The sequence below is a fragment of the Endozoicomonas sp. G2_1 genome (assembly GCF_017744155.1).
Taxonomy (GTDB): domain Bacteria; phylum Pseudomonadota; class Gammaproteobacteria; order Enterobacterales; family Alteromonadaceae; genus JAGHQT01.
Genome location: NZ_JAGHQT010000004.1, coordinates 108321 through 122706 on the forward strand (window position 1 = coordinate 108321; position 14386 = coordinate 122706).

14 protein-coding genes are annotated in these 14386 nt (G+C 43.0%); 11 read left to right on the plus strand and 3 right to left on the minus strand.

Annotated elements, in window-relative coordinates:
- Nucleotides 1–2: 2 nt before the first annotated feature.
- The 10 genes from ileS (at nt 3) to J7384_RS07260 (ending at nt 11621) form a co-directional block, all read left to right on the plus strand.
- A complete protein-coding gene (ileS, locus tag J7384_RS07215; RefSeq protein WP_209112533.1) occupies nt 3–2849 on the plus strand; it encodes an isoleucine--tRNA ligase in 2847 nt (948 codons plus the stop codon).
- Between the two features lie 146 nt (nt 2850–2995).
- Entirely contained in the window at nt 2996–3517 is a 522-nt protein-coding gene (gene lspA / locus J7384_RS07220; RefSeq protein WP_209112535.1) for a signal peptidase II, read from the plus strand.
- Nucleotides 3518–3534: 17 nt separating this feature from the next.
- A complete protein-coding gene (gene fkpB, locus J7384_RS07225) occupies nt 3535–3978 on the plus strand; it encodes an FKBP-type peptidyl-prolyl cis-trans isomerase (RefSeq protein WP_209112537.1) in 444 nt (147 codons plus the stop codon).
- A 10-nt stretch (nt 3979–3988) separates the two neighbouring features.
- Nucleotides 3989–4918 carry a 4-hydroxy-3-methylbut-2-enyl diphosphate reductase gene (gene ispH / locus J7384_RS07230; RefSeq protein ID WP_209112538.1) on the plus strand — a complete coding sequence of 310 codons (930 nt, stop codon included), beginning with the start codon at nt 3989–3991 and terminating at the stop codon, nt 4916–4918.
- Nucleotides 4919–5223: 305 nt separating this feature from the next.
- Complete coding sequence (gene pilV / locus J7384_RS07235) at nt 5224–5766, plus strand: type IV pilus modification protein PilV (protein WP_209112540.1); 543 nt, start codon at nt 5224–5226, stop codon at nt 5764–5766.
- Nucleotide 5767: 1 nt separating this feature from the next.
- On the plus strand, nt 5768–6775 hold the full coding sequence (locus tag J7384_RS07240; RefSeq protein WP_209112542.1) for a PilW family protein: 1008 nt from the start codon (nt 5768–5770) through the stop codon (nt 6773–6775).
- Nucleotides 6766–7290: a PilX N-terminal domain-containing pilus assembly protein gene (locus J7384_RS07245; RefSeq protein ID WP_209112544.1), complete on the plus strand. Its 525-nt coding sequence runs from the start codon at nt 6766–6768 to the stop codon at nt 7288–7290. Before J7384_RS07240 ends, J7384_RS07245 begins: the two co-directional genes overlap by 10 nt.
- A 33-nt stretch (nt 7291–7323) precedes the next feature.
- Nucleotides 7324–10887: a PilC/PilY family type IV pilus protein gene (locus J7384_RS07250; protein WP_209112546.1), complete on the plus strand. Its 3564-nt coding sequence runs from the start codon at nt 7324–7326 to the stop codon at nt 10885–10887.
- Complete coding sequence (locus J7384_RS07255) at nt 10887–11288, plus strand: type IV pilin protein (protein ID WP_209112548.1); 402 nt, start codon at nt 10887–10889, stop codon at nt 11286–11288. Before J7384_RS07250 ends, J7384_RS07255 begins: the two co-directional genes overlap by 1 nt.
- A 27-nt stretch (nt 11289–11315) precedes the next feature.
- On the plus strand, nt 11316–11621 hold the full coding sequence (locus J7384_RS07260) for a TapY2 family type IVa secretion system protein (protein ID WP_209112550.1): 306 nt from the start codon (nt 11316–11318) through the stop codon (nt 11619–11621).
- Between the two features lie 4 nt (nt 11622–11625).
- Here the strand turns inward: J7384_RS07260 and J7384_RS19315 are convergent, their stop codons facing one another.
- The 3 genes from J7384_RS19315 to nadE form a co-directional block, all read right to left on the minus strand.
- Complete coding sequence (locus J7384_RS19315) at nt 11626–12225, minus strand: GspH/FimT family pseudopilin (RefSeq protein WP_280636327.1); 600 nt, start codon at nt 12223–12225, stop codon at nt 11626–11628.
- Between the two features lie 88 nt (nt 12226–12313).
- Entirely contained in the window at nt 12314–12904 is a 591-nt protein-coding gene (locus J7384_RS07270; protein ID WP_209112552.1) for a GspH/FimT family pseudopilin, read from the minus strand.
- A gap of 123 nt (nt 12905–13027) precedes the next feature.
- Nucleotides 13028–13858, minus strand: coding sequence for an ammonia-dependent NAD(+) synthetase (nadE, locus tag J7384_RS07275; protein ID WP_247741678.1), 831 nt, complete (start codon nt 13856–13858; stop codon nt 13028–13030).
- A gap of 176 nt (nt 13859–14034) precedes the next feature.
- Here nadE and glnB point away from each other — a divergent pair, with 176 nt between their 5' ends.
- On the plus strand, nt 14035–14373 hold the full coding sequence (gene glnB, locus J7384_RS07280) for a nitrogen regulatory protein P-II (protein WP_209112554.1): 339 nt from the start codon (nt 14035–14037) through the stop codon (nt 14371–14373).
- Nucleotides 14374–14386: the final 13 nt, after the last annotated feature.

Consider the following 14386-nt stretch of genomic DNA (forward strand, 5'->3'; position numbering starts at 1 on the left):
AAATGAGCGATTACAAACATACCTTGAACTTGCCAGATACTGCGTTTCCAATGCGTGGCAATATGGCAAATCGTGAACCTAACATGCTAAAAGAATGGGCCAGTAAAGATTTATACGGTCAAATTCGCGCGGCAAAAAAAGGTAAGAAATCGTTTATTTTGCACGATGGCCCGCCATACGCAAATGGCAACATTCACTTAGGCCATGCGGTTAACAAGATTCTTAAAGACGTTATTGTTAAAGCTAAAACACTATCTGATTTCGATGCACCATACGTACCAGGATGGGATTGTCACGGCTTGCCAATTGAATTGATGGTTGAAAAGAAGGTTGGTAAACCAGGCCATAAAGTTTCTGCTGCAGAATTTAGACAAAAATGTCGCGACTACGCTGCTAAGCAAGTTGATGGGCAGCGAGAAGACTTTAAACGCCTTGGCGTATTTGGCGATTGGGATAAGCCATACTTGACCATGAACTTTGACACCGAAGCTAATATTATCCGCGCTTTGGGTAAAATTGCTGACAATGGTCACTTACAGCAAGGTTTTAAGCCTGTGCATTGGTGTACTGACTGTGGCTCAGCACTCGCTGAAGCGGAAGTTGAATACAAAGACAAGCAGTCCCCAGCAATCGATGTCGCGTTTAAAATTGTTCACGCCGACATCGCTGAAAAGTTTTCACACCCTGAAGGCCATGCTGGCGAAGGTGATGTTTCAGTTGTTATCTGGACGACAACGCCTTGGACGTTACCGGCTAATCGCGCCGTTGCTGTGCACCCTGAAGTGGAATACAGTTTAGTACAATGTGAAAACGAGCAAGGTAAATTCCGCCTTATTCTCGCTTCTGATTTAGTTAGCGACTGTATGGACCGCTTTGGTATTAGCAAATATCACGCGCTTGGCTTCTGTAAAGGTCAAGAGCTTGAGCTAGTACAAGCCGAGCACCCGTTTAACAATGTTAACGTTCCGGTTATTTGCGGTGACCACGTTACGACCGACTCAGGTACTGGCTGTGTTCACACGGCGCCAGGCCACGGTGTTGAAGATTTTGAGGTAGGTAAAAAATACAACTTAGAAGTTGCTAACCCAGTTGGTGCTAATGGTGTTTACCTTGAAAGCACGGAATTATTTGCTGGTCAGCACGTCTTTAAAGCGAACGACTCTATTGTTGAATTATTAAAAGAGCGCGGTGCCTTATTACACCACCACGCTTACGAGCACTCTTATCCGCATTGCTGGCGCCACAAAACGCCCATTATTTTCCGTGCCACTCCACAGTGGTTTATCAGCATGGATCAAAAGCAATTGCGTCAAGATTCATTAGCTGAAATTGAGAAAACACAATGGATCCCTGATTGGGGCCAAAGTCGCATTGAGTCAATGGTTGAAGGTCGACCAGATTGGTGTATTTCGCGTCAACGGACGTGGGGCGTGCCTATTGCCTTGTTTATCGACAAAGATACTGGAGCATTGCACCCGCGCAGTATCGAGCTTGTTGAAGAAGTAGCAAAACGCGTTGAGCAGAAAGGCATTCAAGCGTGGTTTGATCTAGAAGCGCAAGAGTTAATTGGCGATGATGCCGAGCAGTACATCAAAGTGCCTGACACCTTAGATGTTTGGTTTGACTCAGGTGTCACCCATTACTCGGTTGTTGATGCTCGTCCTGAGTTTGACGGTCGCGCCGATTTGTACTTAGAAGGTTCGGATCAACATCGTGGTTGGTTTATGTCTTCGATGATGTCATCGGTGGCAATGAACGGTCAAGCACCATACAAGCAAGTGCTTACTCATGGTTTTACCGTTGATGTTAATGGTCATAAGATGTCTAAATCATTGGGTAACGTTATTACGCCATCTGAAATTACCAATAAGCTTGGCGCTGATATTCTGCGTTTATGGGTGGCATCGGTAAACTATACTCAAGAAATTACCGTATCTAACGAAATCTTTAATCGTCAAGCTGACGCTTATCGCCGTATTCGCAATACCTCACGTTTCTTATTGGCCAACATCAATGGCTTTGAGCCAGCGCAGCACACCGTCGCCTTTGATGATATGGTTGCGCTAGACCGTTGGGTTGTTGGTCGTGCCGCACAGTTGCAGCAAGAAATTATCACCGCATACGACGATTACGAATTCCACTTAGTGGTGCACAAAATAATGAATTTCTGTACTACTGAACTTGGTGGCTTCTATCTTGATATTATCAAAGATAGACAATATACCGCTAAAGACAGCAGTGTTGCCCGTCGTTCTTGTCAAACGGCGATGTATTTGATCGCTGAAGCAATGACGCGTTGGATGGCGCCAATTTTGTCGTTTACGGCACAAGAAATTTGGCAAGCCTTGCCAGCCCCAGCTGCGGGTGAGCGCGGTGAATTTGTTTTCACTAATGTTTGGTTTGACGGCTTAGTTGAAATCGAACAAGACGCAGTCCTTAACAATGAGTTTTGGGCGCAATTGTTAGAAGTTCGCGCTGAAGTGAATCGCGCACTTGAAGTTGCTCGCAACGAGAAAAAAGTAGGTAAAGCACTTGAAGCGCAAGTAACCTTGTACGCAACCGCTGAGCTTGCCGACAATCTCCATAAGTTGGCTGATGAACTGCGTTTTGTCTTAATTACGTCGGCAGCACATGTCGAAGTTGTTGACCAAGCACCAGCGTCTGAGACCGGGGCAACAGCGACTGAATTAGCTGGTTTATGGGTTGCGGTGACAAAAGCTGAAGGTGAGAAGTGTGATCGCTGTTGGCACGTGACCACAGATGTTGGCACTAATACTGAACATCCTAGCCTTTGTGGCCGTTGTGTTACCAATGTTGATGGCGATGGTGAACAACGTCAGTTTGCTTAAGTTTCAGTATAAGCAAGCGAGCACCTGTTACCTTAGGTAACACAATTTAAGTGGGCATTTTATGGCCCACTTGTTATTTTAGGATTTTAAAAACCATAACCAGAGTATGTGTTTAATCTGGTTTTCATTATAGTAGTAGATAGACGATGAAATTAGAGAGTAAAGAGTCGGGCCTACGTGAGTCAGGATTGGTTTGGTTGTGGCTAACGGCAGTGGCACTGATTTTAGATCAAGCGACCAAACACTGGGTTGCTGGTACTATGGAATTGTATCAGTCAATTGAAGTGCTGCCGTTTTTTAGTATTACTTATGTTCACAATTTGGGCGCTGCGTTCAGCTTTCTCGCTGACCAGGGCGGCTGGCAGCGTTGGTTTTTCACTGCTATTGCAGCTATAGCCAGCGTGATTTTTTTGGTCTGGTTAAGCAAAACACCAAAACAGAATAAATGGCTCTCGATTGCTTTTGCTTTGTTACTCAGTGGCGCAGTCGGTAACTTAATCGACCGCGTACTGTTTGGTTATGTTATCGATTTTCTTGATTTCTATTGGCAAGGCAACCATTGGCCAGCGTTTAATATCGCTGACAGCGCAATTTTTATTGGCGCAGCCATGATGATAATCGACAGCTTTAGACAAGAACAGAAGACTAAACCAGCTCAAGATAGTTAATCTTAACAGGTAAGAAAATGACAGAGACAACAAAAACGGTTAACAGCGATTCACAGTTAATCACCCACATCACCATGAAGTTAAGTGATGGCTCAGCGGCAGACAGCACTAAGGTTCACAACAAACCAGCTAAAATTATTATGGGTGATGCCAGTATTTCTCCAGCGTTTGAACAGCAGCTATTAGGCATGGCAGCGGGTCAGTCAAAAGAGTTTACGTTGAAAGCTGCTGACGCTTTTGGTGAAGTTAATCCCGATAATATTCATTACTTGGACGCGACCAAGTTTAGCAGTGATGCGCCAGCAGAAGTGGGCAATATTATCACCTTTACTCAACCTGGTGGTGTTGAACTGCCCGGTATGATTAAAGAAGTGTCTGGTTCATCGGTAACCGTTGATTTTAATCACCCGCTTGCCGGCCAAGACGTTACTTTTGTTATTGATTTAGTAGAGATTCTATAAAGAGGTTGGCATGGAAATTATTCTAGCGAATCCTAGGGGCTTTTGCGCCGGTGTTGACCGAGCGATTAGCATTGTCGACCGCGCATTAGACTTATTTGACGCGCCAATTTACGTCCGTCATGAGGTGGTACACAATAAATTTGTCGTCAATGGCTTAAAAGATCGCGGCGCCGTGTTTGTCGATGAACTCGATGAAGTGCCAGACGACAGCACCGTAATTTTTAGTGCACATGGTGTCTCTAAAGCGGTTCGCAATCAGGCTAAAGACAGAGGCTTAAAGGTATTTGATGCAACTTGCCCTTTGGTCACTAAAGTTCATATGGAAGTATCGCGAGCTAGCCGTCAAGGTGTCGAAATGGTCTTGATTGGTCATGCCGGTCATCCTGAAGTTGAAGGTACTATGGGCCAGTATGAAAACCAAGAAGGTGGTATCTACTTGGTTGAATCACCAGAAGACGTAGGTAAACTAGAAGTTAAAAACTCGCAAGCTTTGCACTTTTGCAGTCAAACGACCTTATCTGTTGATGATACCAGTGATGTCATCGATGCGTTGCAGAAAAAGTTTCCTGCTATTGAAGGACCGCGTAAAGACGATATTTGTTATGCCACTCAAAATCGCCAAGACGCTGTACGCTCAATTGCAGCACAAGTTGATTTACTGTTAGTGGTTGGCGCAAAAAACAGTTCAAATTCAAATCGTTTGCGTGAGCTCGCTGAAAAAATGGGTACCAAAGCACATTTAATTGATGACGCAGCAAGTATCGAGCAAAGTTGGCTGCAAGGCATTGAGCGTGTTGGTGTAACCGCGGGGGCTTCAGCACCTGAGGTATTGGTAAAAGATGTTATCGATTATCTAAAATCTCAGGGTGGTCAAGAAGTTGTTGAACATCCAGGCAGAGAAGAAAATATTGTGTTTGCAGTACCTGCTGAATTGAGATAGTCTTTGATTAATTGTTGTAAAATTAATCAACCGAGTTGAGCTTTCATCGTCTGTCATCAAAAAATGGTTATCAAATTTTGATGAAATTATTTGTTGGGAGCTTCACTCTAATATGTTGTTAGTGGTTAATAGGAACTCAATAACATATTTAAAGGAAGGGTTGGCATGATGTTGTTCACGAATGTGATTTTTACCAGCTACAAAAACAAATTCTACCTTTCAAGCACAGCCTCTTGGTTGGGCTTTTCACCTCTTATTGTCTATTCTTTACTATATTTCAAACGTAATTGCGCTGGAGCGATGCAATGAAAAACTCTGCCGGCTTTAGCTTTATTGAAGTACTTGTCGCTTTAGTTATTTTAGCTTCAGGAATTCTTGGTGCAGTGGCAATGCAAACAACAGCTAAAAAAGGTAGCTTTGATGCCATGCAGCGCTCGATGGCCTCCGCACTAGCTCAAGATATTATTGAACGCATGCGCAATAATGATATTGATCAATTAGCAAATTACGCGGGCACGTACGGAGCAGGTAATTTCGCGCAGGGTAATAATTGCGATACACCTGCTAATCTTTGTAGTCCGGTAAATATTAGAATAAGAGATCAGTACGAGTGGGAACAAAAATTAATAGGTTCCGATACTAAGTCGGGCAATGTTAATGCCGGTGGTTTAAGCAGTGCTTCGGGCTGTATTAACCATAATAATAATGCAGTCACTGTTGTAGTCAGTTGGGAAGGCAGAACAGAAGTAGCTGACGGTGCAGATGCGGGGATTGGTGCAGTATCGAGTAACTGTGGCACGGCTAGTGGAACTCGTCGACAAGTAATTATTCAGGCGTTTATTTTTTAATATGAACAAGCAACGCGGTTTTAGTATTTTAGAAATTTTTATAGGGCTGGCTTTAGGCTCTGTGCTCGTTGCGGGCGTGTTAAGCGTTTTTGTTGGTATGCGTACTACTACCGAAGAAACGAGCAGTATTGGTGAGTTACAAGAAAATGCTCGCTTTGCATTAAATGTGTTAACGGATGATTTATTGCGTCAAGGCTTCTGGGGCGATTTACCCGGGGGATTATCAACGAGTACTCTTCAAGCTTTCCCTAATGGGCCTGCTGGCACTGAGTGTAGAGGGGCGGGCACAAACAATGGTACTTTTCCTGCAGCGGCTGCTGGGCCATTTAGAGCTCTTTGGGGAGCGACAGTTGCTGGTAATTCAACGATGTCATGTGCAAGTGTTAATGACGCAAAACGCGGTTCAGATTTAATCCAGATAAAGCGGGCTGTAACGTTTCCTCAACCCCAAAACCAAGACGGTTCACTAGTCAACGCTTTAGACTCGGATCGCTATTATTTATACGCCAACACTAGTGATGGTGCTGTTTTTAGGGGCAATGAAGCAACGCCACCCGATGTCGAAAATGGTCGTTATTGGCAATACCAACATCACGTTTATTATGTAAGAGATGAAGTTCAAGGTGGGCAAACAATACCTGTTTTGATGCAAGGGCGTTTGACAACGGGAATGACTTTTGGTCCGTTAGTTGAGGGGATTGAGCGTATACGTTTTATGTATGGCGTCGACTCTGATGGCGATGGTGCAGTGAATGCATTTATTTCTGCCGATAATATGACACCTCAATATTGGGATAACCAAGGTAACATCCGGATCTTAGCGGTAAAAATTTATGTCTTAGCACGCAGTATTTTTCCAGATGCGGATTATGAAAATACACAAACCTATCAAATGGGTGATCTCAACGTGAGCTTTGTTAATGGTAATGGTACGGGTGATAACTATCGTCGTTTGTTACTCAGCTCAACGGTTACGTTATTTAATGCGAGGGTCGATACATGGCAATAACAAGAAGGCGCACACAACAAGGGGTTGTGCTCGTTGTGTCTTTGGTATTTCTTGTCGCATTGACTGGGGTCGCTGTTGCCCTAATGCAAAACACAACGTTAGATATTAAAATGTCTGGTGCCAGTGAAGAAAAGTCTGTCGCTACTCAAGAAGCTATTAGCGCGGTGGACCAGGTGATTTTTCGTCAAATGAGAAAGCAGGGTACTCAGGGTGGGAATGACTTTGCATTACCTGTGGTGAGATTTAAGCAGTCTGATGATGAAAATCCAGGTCAATTTGCTTCTCGCCCAATTGATCAAACAGGTGTTCTCACGTATAGCGACACTACCGCAGAACTCACGCTAACAAATCCTAATTTTCTTGAAACGGACTGTCCTCATTCATCAAGGGGATCGTCAGTTCAAGTATTTACCTGCAATTCTTTGAACGTGCGTGTTGTCCGGACTTTTGGCCGAAATGATACCAACCGAGTTGTGGTAAATTCGGGAATTGCTCAAGAGCTATTAAAAAACTAGTGCACCATTAAGTTGTAGGTGTAAGGATAAATTATGAAAAAGTCATTGTTAGTCGCATTACTGGTTTTTACCTCCTGTTACGTTACTGGTGAGGATATTGAACTTTATCTTGGTGATGGCACCGCACAAACTAATTTCCCTCCGCAAGTGCTGATTATTTTTGACAATTCGGGCAGTATGAACGGCTTACTAGAAGATGTTCGTGCTGCATATGACCCAAATATCGTATATGACTCAATAGGATCCGACAACTCAGCCAGAGGTACTTTCACATATTATGTAAAAGGCGCAGTAACAAACGAGGGTATTCCAGTTCCCAATGGAAATGAAAATCGCCGCTTTAATGCTCAGATTAATAGTTGTAATACGGCAGTACAATCCCTCAGACAATTTGGTTTTTATACTGGTTATGTGCGCGAATATGAGTTTGCAGGTAACTCTGGTAGCTGGGAAGAAATACCAGATACTGATGGCACCAGTATTCAGGTTTTAGATTGTCTCGAAGATGTCCAGAACAATGATGCAACTAACCATTCTTTGCTTGAATCAAATGGTACATTAACGAGTTTGGTCAACGGTTTTCCTGTAGATAATCGAGGCACGAGAAGTTCGCCACAATACCACACCTCAAATAGAGCAGATTCTAATGTCGATTGGTCAGGACAGATCGTAACATTATACACCGATAATTACCTGCGCTGGTTACATGATCCAACGCCTGTTACACAAGATTCGACAAAGCTTAGAGAGGCTCAGCTTGCTATAACTAGCCTTTTAGGCACAACCGGTTTTGCCGATTTCGCACTGCAAGTATTTAATGTTAATGCCTTTAATGAAAATGAAAGAGATGGAGGCCGAGTTGTTTTTGGCTTTAAAGGTGCTTCAGCTGCCAATAGGAACTCAGTTGTAAATATAGTTAATAATCAGATTGATGGTGAAACTAATACACCTCTTTGTGAGACATTATATGAAGCATCTCGGTACCTAAGAGGACAAAGTGTTGATTATGGTGATAATGATTCTAGCATTTTTGGACGAAACTTTACTTATATTGCCAACACACCACCTAGAGACACTTCTGTAGAGGCTAACGGTTCATATGTATCGCCTTATCGCTGTAATGATGATATTCATGTAATTATTATTACTGATGGTGCACCAACCGTAGATAATGCCGCTGATGATGAAATAGCCGCTTTACCAGGAATTGGCTCACCATTCATATTTGCAAATGGTACACGCAATTATTTACCTGCTTTAGCGAAATGGATAAACACTAATGATTTAAACCCTAATATTGACGGTCGTCAGCGTGCGATTGTTCACACTGTTGGGTTTGGTCAAGATTTTAGTGATGAAGCGGTTCAGTTACTGAGTCAAACGGCAGCCAGTTCGCAAGAAGGTACGTTTATACAGGTTGACGCCAGTCAGTCTTCGTTAATTGCGGCTCTGCGTGAAACCCTTGCAGATATTGCCGAACAGAGTGGTACTTTAACGTCAGCTTCTGTTGCTGCAAATAACTTTGACCGAACAGAAACACTTGATTCTGTATACTACGCAATGTTTCAACCCGAAAACGCACCTCGTTGGCAAGGGAATTTAAAGAAATACCGAATTGTTGGCAGTGAACAACGAGACGTTAATAATCGCCAAGTGATCGACGAAAATGGCAACTTTGTTAGTGGTGCTCAGAGCTTTTGGTCTTCTAGCCCTGATGGTAATGATCCAACGGCAGGCGGTGTTGCTGAAATGCTCAGAAATAAGGCCAATCGCAAAATTGTCACTAACTTTAGCAATGCTTTACCAGAGCTAACGCTACAGTCGGCGAAAGCTTTTTATCAAACTGATGCAGCACTTGCAGCTGAACTCGATGTAACCGAGAGTGAGATTGATAATACAATAAATTGGGCGCTTGGCTTTGATGTTGATAACGATAATGACTCAAACGATAACTTCTTTTTGCGCGAAGATGTATTTGGTGATCCACTGCATTCAAGACCCTTGGTTGTCAACTACGGTGGTAGCAGCGAAAGTAATCAAGATGTTCGTATAATTATCGGGACAAACGCTGGCGCTTTGCATATGTTTGATGATGCGGGTTCAACGGTTGATGAAAGCTGGGCATTTATGCCAAAAGAGTTTTTTAAAAATATAAAAGCCTTGCGCAATAACTTTAGTGTCACTCCAAAAGTTTATGGCTTAGATGGTGCTATTACATCATACGTCAATGATCTTGATGGCGACGGGGTTATTGAGTCTGATTCTGGTGACCAAGTTTGGATATTTTTTGGCGCTCGTCGCGGTGGACGAATTTATTACGGGCTTGATATTTCGGTACCCGATAGTCCTAGGTTACTCTGGCAAATAGATTCTTCTGATGCTGGTTTTAGCGGCTTGGGACAATCATGGGCGCAACCAAGGGTTGGTTTTTCAAAGCTCAATGTTGCAGGTGGAATTCCTAAGCCAACCTTATTCATCAGTGGTGGCTATGATACTAATAAAGACAGTGGTGGTGTGGGTACTGACGATAGCATCGGAGTTGGCGCTTACATGCTCGACGCTGAAACAGGTGCGTTACTCTGGCAGTTAGGTGCAGGTGCTGCTAGCGCGACTAACACTCCGTTTTCGGGGAAAGATAGTATCCCTGGTGAAGTAGGTATTTTGGATAGTGATTCCGACGGTTTTATTGACCGGTTATATCTAGCAGATACTGGGGGGCATGTATGGCGAGTCGATATGCCGGGAGAAACGCCAAATGCCTCTGGGTCAGCATGGAAAGCAACGGAATTAGCATCGCTTGGAAGTCGCTCTGACATTGCGCAAGATAGAAGATTTTTCTATGAACCAGCCATTGTTCGCACCTTTATTAGTGAAACGGTGCGTGTTCGTCACACCGATGCAAGTGGTACTGAAGTTGAAACAATCACTCGTCAAGAAATACCATATGAGGCAATTTTAGTTAGCAGCGGTGATAGAACCAGGCCATTAACACAATTGACCCAAGATCGTCTTTATATGATTAAAGATGAAAACATTCGAACTCAAACGTTTGGTGAGAGAAATAATGAGCCAGTTCCGACAGTTATCAATAATGGTGACCTTTATGACTTTACTGGTAACCCATTCAGTGGCAACTTAACGAGCCAAGAACGACAAACACTAGAATTAGCGGTTAGCGCTAGCTCCGGTTGGTTTGTTAATTTAACTGAGACTGGAGAAAAGGGAACATCGGCAGCGATTGCTATAGATGGAACCGCGTTTTATACCTCTTACACACCGCCTGATAGTACAGAAGTTGATTTGACTAATTGCCGTATTATTGTCAATGGTGGTGGGGTACTCTATGCAATTGATTTAGCCTTAGGTACTGAAGTGTTCAACTTTACTAATGAAGCCAATGATGGTGACGCTGATGCTCGTGGTATTCGAGTAGGCAGTCAATTTGTTGGTTCACCAACGTTAATTGTGACGCCAGCTCCTGGACAAAAAGAAACTGAGAGCAGCACTGGTAACTTAATTACAGGCAGAACAATTGTACCTGTTGGCTTTAAACTAAGAACATCCCGTATTTCCCTATCTGTTGAAGAGAAAGAATAATGAATTCAATGTTACGATCTAATCGAGGCTTTACCTTAGTAGAAGTACTTATCGCTGTTGCGATCGTTGGTATTTTAGCGTCAATTGCCTATCCGTCATATACCGATTATGTTGCACGATCAAATCGTGCAGAAGCAACAGCTGAATTGTTGCGTTATGCCAATATGCAAGAACAGTATTTTGTCGACAGCCGCAGTTATGCCAACACTATGAAGTTGCTTGGTTCTTCGACGGATGACGTAGATACAGAGTCAAAAAACTACAAAATAACGGTTAGAACTACTAATAATGGTTACCGCTTAACTGCGACTGCGCAAAGTAGTCAGGCCGCTAATGATGCTAGCTGTAAAGTGCTGACAATTACTGAAGCTGGCGTTAAGTCACCGACTAGTTGTTGGTAAAACCTTAGATAAGGTTTAGGAGGGGTTATGAAAAAGTTGATGTTTACGATAAGTTTATTGGCTTTTACAACAATGAGCCATGCTGGAATTAGTGACAGTCGCGTTGAATTTAAGTGTTATGTTGAGTTGGCTGATGGCGCTAATACCATCTATTATGCACAAATGAAGTCAAAACAAAAAGCAGCTGTTAGAGCCAAATTAGTTGGGCGTAAAATTAACGCAAGTAACGGTATCAAAGGAGCTGTTGTCAGTAAAGTTTTAGAGTGTGTTGAAGCAGACAAAGAGTTTGCGTTAAGTGCAGCTAAGCAAATGGAACTTGTAACTTTTAGATAATTTACTAAGTACAGGTTATTTCTGAACCATTTCTCAATTCATCTTTACCATCGTTATCAGTGTCTGAACTTCGATAGAATCGGCCTGATAGCGATATTTCGATGGCTCTTGATAAGTCGTTGTAGCCGTTAGGACAATAATTGATATCACCAGAATTGTTGATTACCCGACCTGTTGGCGTGTAAGTAATACGATTTCCTGCAAACTGAATGGTATCTTGTGTTTCTAGTCTGGTCTTTATTGTCACCAATCTCTCACTAGTAATTGTACCGCCAGGATTGTTTGGATCTGCTACTCTAGGAGTAAACACACCATCGTTGTCGGCGTCGACAAACACTGTTATGCGGTTATTCCAATTAGTGGTGCAAGCGCTGGTTCTTGTTACTGAACGACTCGCCAATGGACAAACGACAACGTTTTGCTCACTAGTAATTGCAGTATTCCTTGCGGTTAGTAGCAGCCGGTTTAGCTCTGAGATCTGACTGTCTACTCTTAATCTCACTAAAAATTCGTTGAGATTAGGTAAGGCAATGGCAGACACTATCGCAAGAATTGCTATAGTCACCATAAGTTCAATTAGGGTAAACCCTTTAAGCTTGTTCATAATACCACCAAACTAGCACGCTATTTACTGATAGTATGGCGAATACCGCTAAGGATCAATAAACTTTCGATAAAAACCAATCGTTGCTTCAGTTACACGCTATTTCTTGGTTATCTCGGGTTTCGTCTTTGCCGTCAGCATCAAGATCTGTACTTAGGTATAAGCGTCCCGAAGTCGCCACCCTAATAGCTCTGGCTTTGTCATGATGGTTATCAGGGCAATATCGAAAGGTACCATTGCCAGCAAAGTTGGTAATTCGTCCTGTTGCGGCATAAACAATACGAGAAGAAAGCTTGTGATAGTGCAGTTGTCGCTGTTTGGGTATTTCAGCTTTGCTGGCAATTAATCGCTCATTGTTATCGAGTACTTGATTGTTATTGCGATCATCAAATACGGCTAATCGAAGTCGCCAATCACGCTGACATTTATTGTTACTATTAAGCGGGCATAAGGTGATGTCTCGTTCCGAATTAATCGCACTGTTTCTCGCTGTGAGTAATAGTCGATGTAACTCTGACAGTTCCGCATCAACTTCCATGCGAATAACAAAGTCGTTTAAGTTAGGGAGCGTTATAGCAGCGGTTATTGAGACTATACTCACTGCGGTCATTAACTCAATGAGAGTGATACCTAATTGCTGATAATAGGGTGCATTAACCCTACGAAGTTGGTTTCGCATAAATCATCCTTGTGCTCTAGTGAGCGTGTTTAGCTGTCCTTAGCTAAAGCCTAGCAGGTAATCTTGAACTTGCCAGCAGCAACCATGTTGGCAGCCGCTTTGCAAATCAGGAGGCTATTGTTATTAGTCGTAAATAGTTGGAATTGGTTGACGTTTGTGTTGTGTTTTCAGATAGATACTGACAATTCGTTCACTCACTTCAGGGCTAACAACTTTACCTTCTAAAAAGTCATCGAGTTGGTCGTAACTCAAGCCCAAAGCATCTTCATCTTTTTTACCTGGGTCTAGTTCTTCTAAATCTGCAGTTGGTGCTTTTTCAATAAGTTTAGCAGGAGCACCTAGCGCTTTAGCGAGCTGACGCACTTGACGTTTTGACAAGCCAAATAACGGCACTAAGTCACAGGCGCCATCACCCCACTTGGTGTAAAAGCCTGTAATATTCTCTGCTGAGTGATCGGTTCCGAGCACTAAACCACCGAGAATGCCGGCGATATGGTATTGCATTACCATACGGGTGCGCGCTTTCACATTACCCTTAGAAAAGTCAATTTGGCCCTCGCTAGCACTCAATAGGTCTGCATCGTTTAACGCATCTAATGCTATTTGGTGAATCCCGTTCGCACCATTAGCAACGTTAGTGGTTAACATTTTGCTAGGCTCGATAAAGTCGACTGCCATTTGCGCGTCGGCTTCATCTGCTTGCACGTCAAACGGTAAGCGCATTGCAATAAATTGATAACCACCGTTGTGCTCGTCATTGAGTTCATTAACGGCTAGCTGTGCCAAACGTCCACAAGTAGAGGAGTCTACTCCGCCGCTAATGCCAAGAATTAAGTTTTTTAAACCCGATTGTGTCAGTTGCTTTTTAATAAAGTCGACACGGCGTTTTATTTCGTGTTCGGCGTCAATCTCAGGTAATACTTTCATTTCGGCGATAATAGCTTTTGGATCCATGATTGTCCTTTTAAAGCGGATGAGTGAAATTTGTTTGCTTAGTTTAACTGGTGTCGAGTATGCCGACAAATGCATTTTTTTCAATTGTTGTATGGTTATCAAGGATTAGTGGTTCAATTTTCAGTGTTATTTTTATATCCTTAAGTACAAATATTATCGGGGTTAAGTAGGCAGTAATGAAGAAAATCGAAGCAATTATTAAACCGTTCAAAATGGACGATGTTCGCGAAGCACTCAGTGAAATTGGTGTCACCGGCATGACAGTTTCAGAAGTGAAAGGATTTGGCCGTCAAAAGGGGCATACCGAGTTATATCGCGGAGCTGAGTACATGGTCGACTTTTTACCAAAAGTGAAATTGGAGATTGTCGTTGCTAGCAGTGATGTTGAGCGCTGTGTAGATGTTATTGTTGAAACCGCGCAAACCGGTAAAATTGGCGATGGTAAGATTTTTGTTACTGATGTTGAGCGAGTTATCCGTATTCGCACCGGTGAAGAAGACGAAGCGGCAATTTAGTGTTTATCCCTGA

Bases quoted from the DNA above. Each gene is read 5' to 3' on its own strand.
- J7384_RS07245 (WP_209112544.1), top strand. From the start codon at position 6,766: ATGGCAATAACAAGAAGGCGCACACAACAAGGGGTTGTGCTCGTTGTG.
- J7384_RS07240 (WP_209112542.1), top strand. From the start codon at position 5,768: ATGAACAAGCAACGCGGTTTTAGTATTTTAGAAATTTTTATAGGGCTG.
- ispH (WP_209112538.1), top strand. From the start codon at position 3,989: ATGGAAATTATTCTAGCGAATCCTAGGGGCTTTTGCGCCGGTGTTGAC.
- J7384_RS07260 (WP_209112550.1), top strand. From the start codon at position 11,316: ATGAAAAAGTTGATGTTTACGATAAGTTTATTGGCTTTTACAACAATG.
- pilV (WP_209112540.1), top strand. From the start codon at position 5,224: ATGAAAAACTCTGCCGGCTTTAGCTTTATTGAAGTACTTGTCGCTTTA.
- nadE (WP_247741678.1), bottom strand. From the start codon at position 13,858: ATGGATCCAAAAGCTATTATCGCCGAAATGAAAGTATTACCTGAGATT.
- J7384_RS07250 (WP_209112546.1), top strand. From the start codon at position 7,324: ATGAAAAAGTCATTGTTAGTCGCATTACTGGTTTTTACCTCCTGTTAC.
- fkpB (WP_209112537.1), top strand. From the start codon at position 3,535: ATGACAGAGACAACAAAAACGGTTAACAGCGATTCACAGTTAATCACC.
- lspA (WP_209112535.1), top strand. From the start codon at position 2,996: ATGAAATTAGAGAGTAAAGAGTCGGGCCTACGTGAGTCAGGATTGGTT.
- ileS (WP_209112533.1), top strand. From the start codon at position 3: ATGAGCGATTACAAACATACCTTGAACTTGCCAGATACTGCGTTTCCA.
- glnB (WP_209112554.1), top strand. From the start codon at position 14,035: ATGAAGAAAATCGAAGCAATTATTAAACCGTTCAAAATGGACGATGTT.
- J7384_RS07270 (WP_209112552.1), bottom strand. From the start codon at position 12,904: ATGCGAAACCAACTTCGTAGGGTTAATGCACCCTATTATCAGCAATTA.
- J7384_RS19315 (WP_280636327.1), bottom strand. From the start codon at position 12,225: ATGAACAAGCTTAAAGGGTTTACCCTAATTGAACTTATGGTGACTATA.
- J7384_RS07255 (WP_209112548.1), top strand. From the start codon at position 10,887: ATGAATTCAATGTTACGATCTAATCGAGGCTTTACCTTAGTAGAAGTA.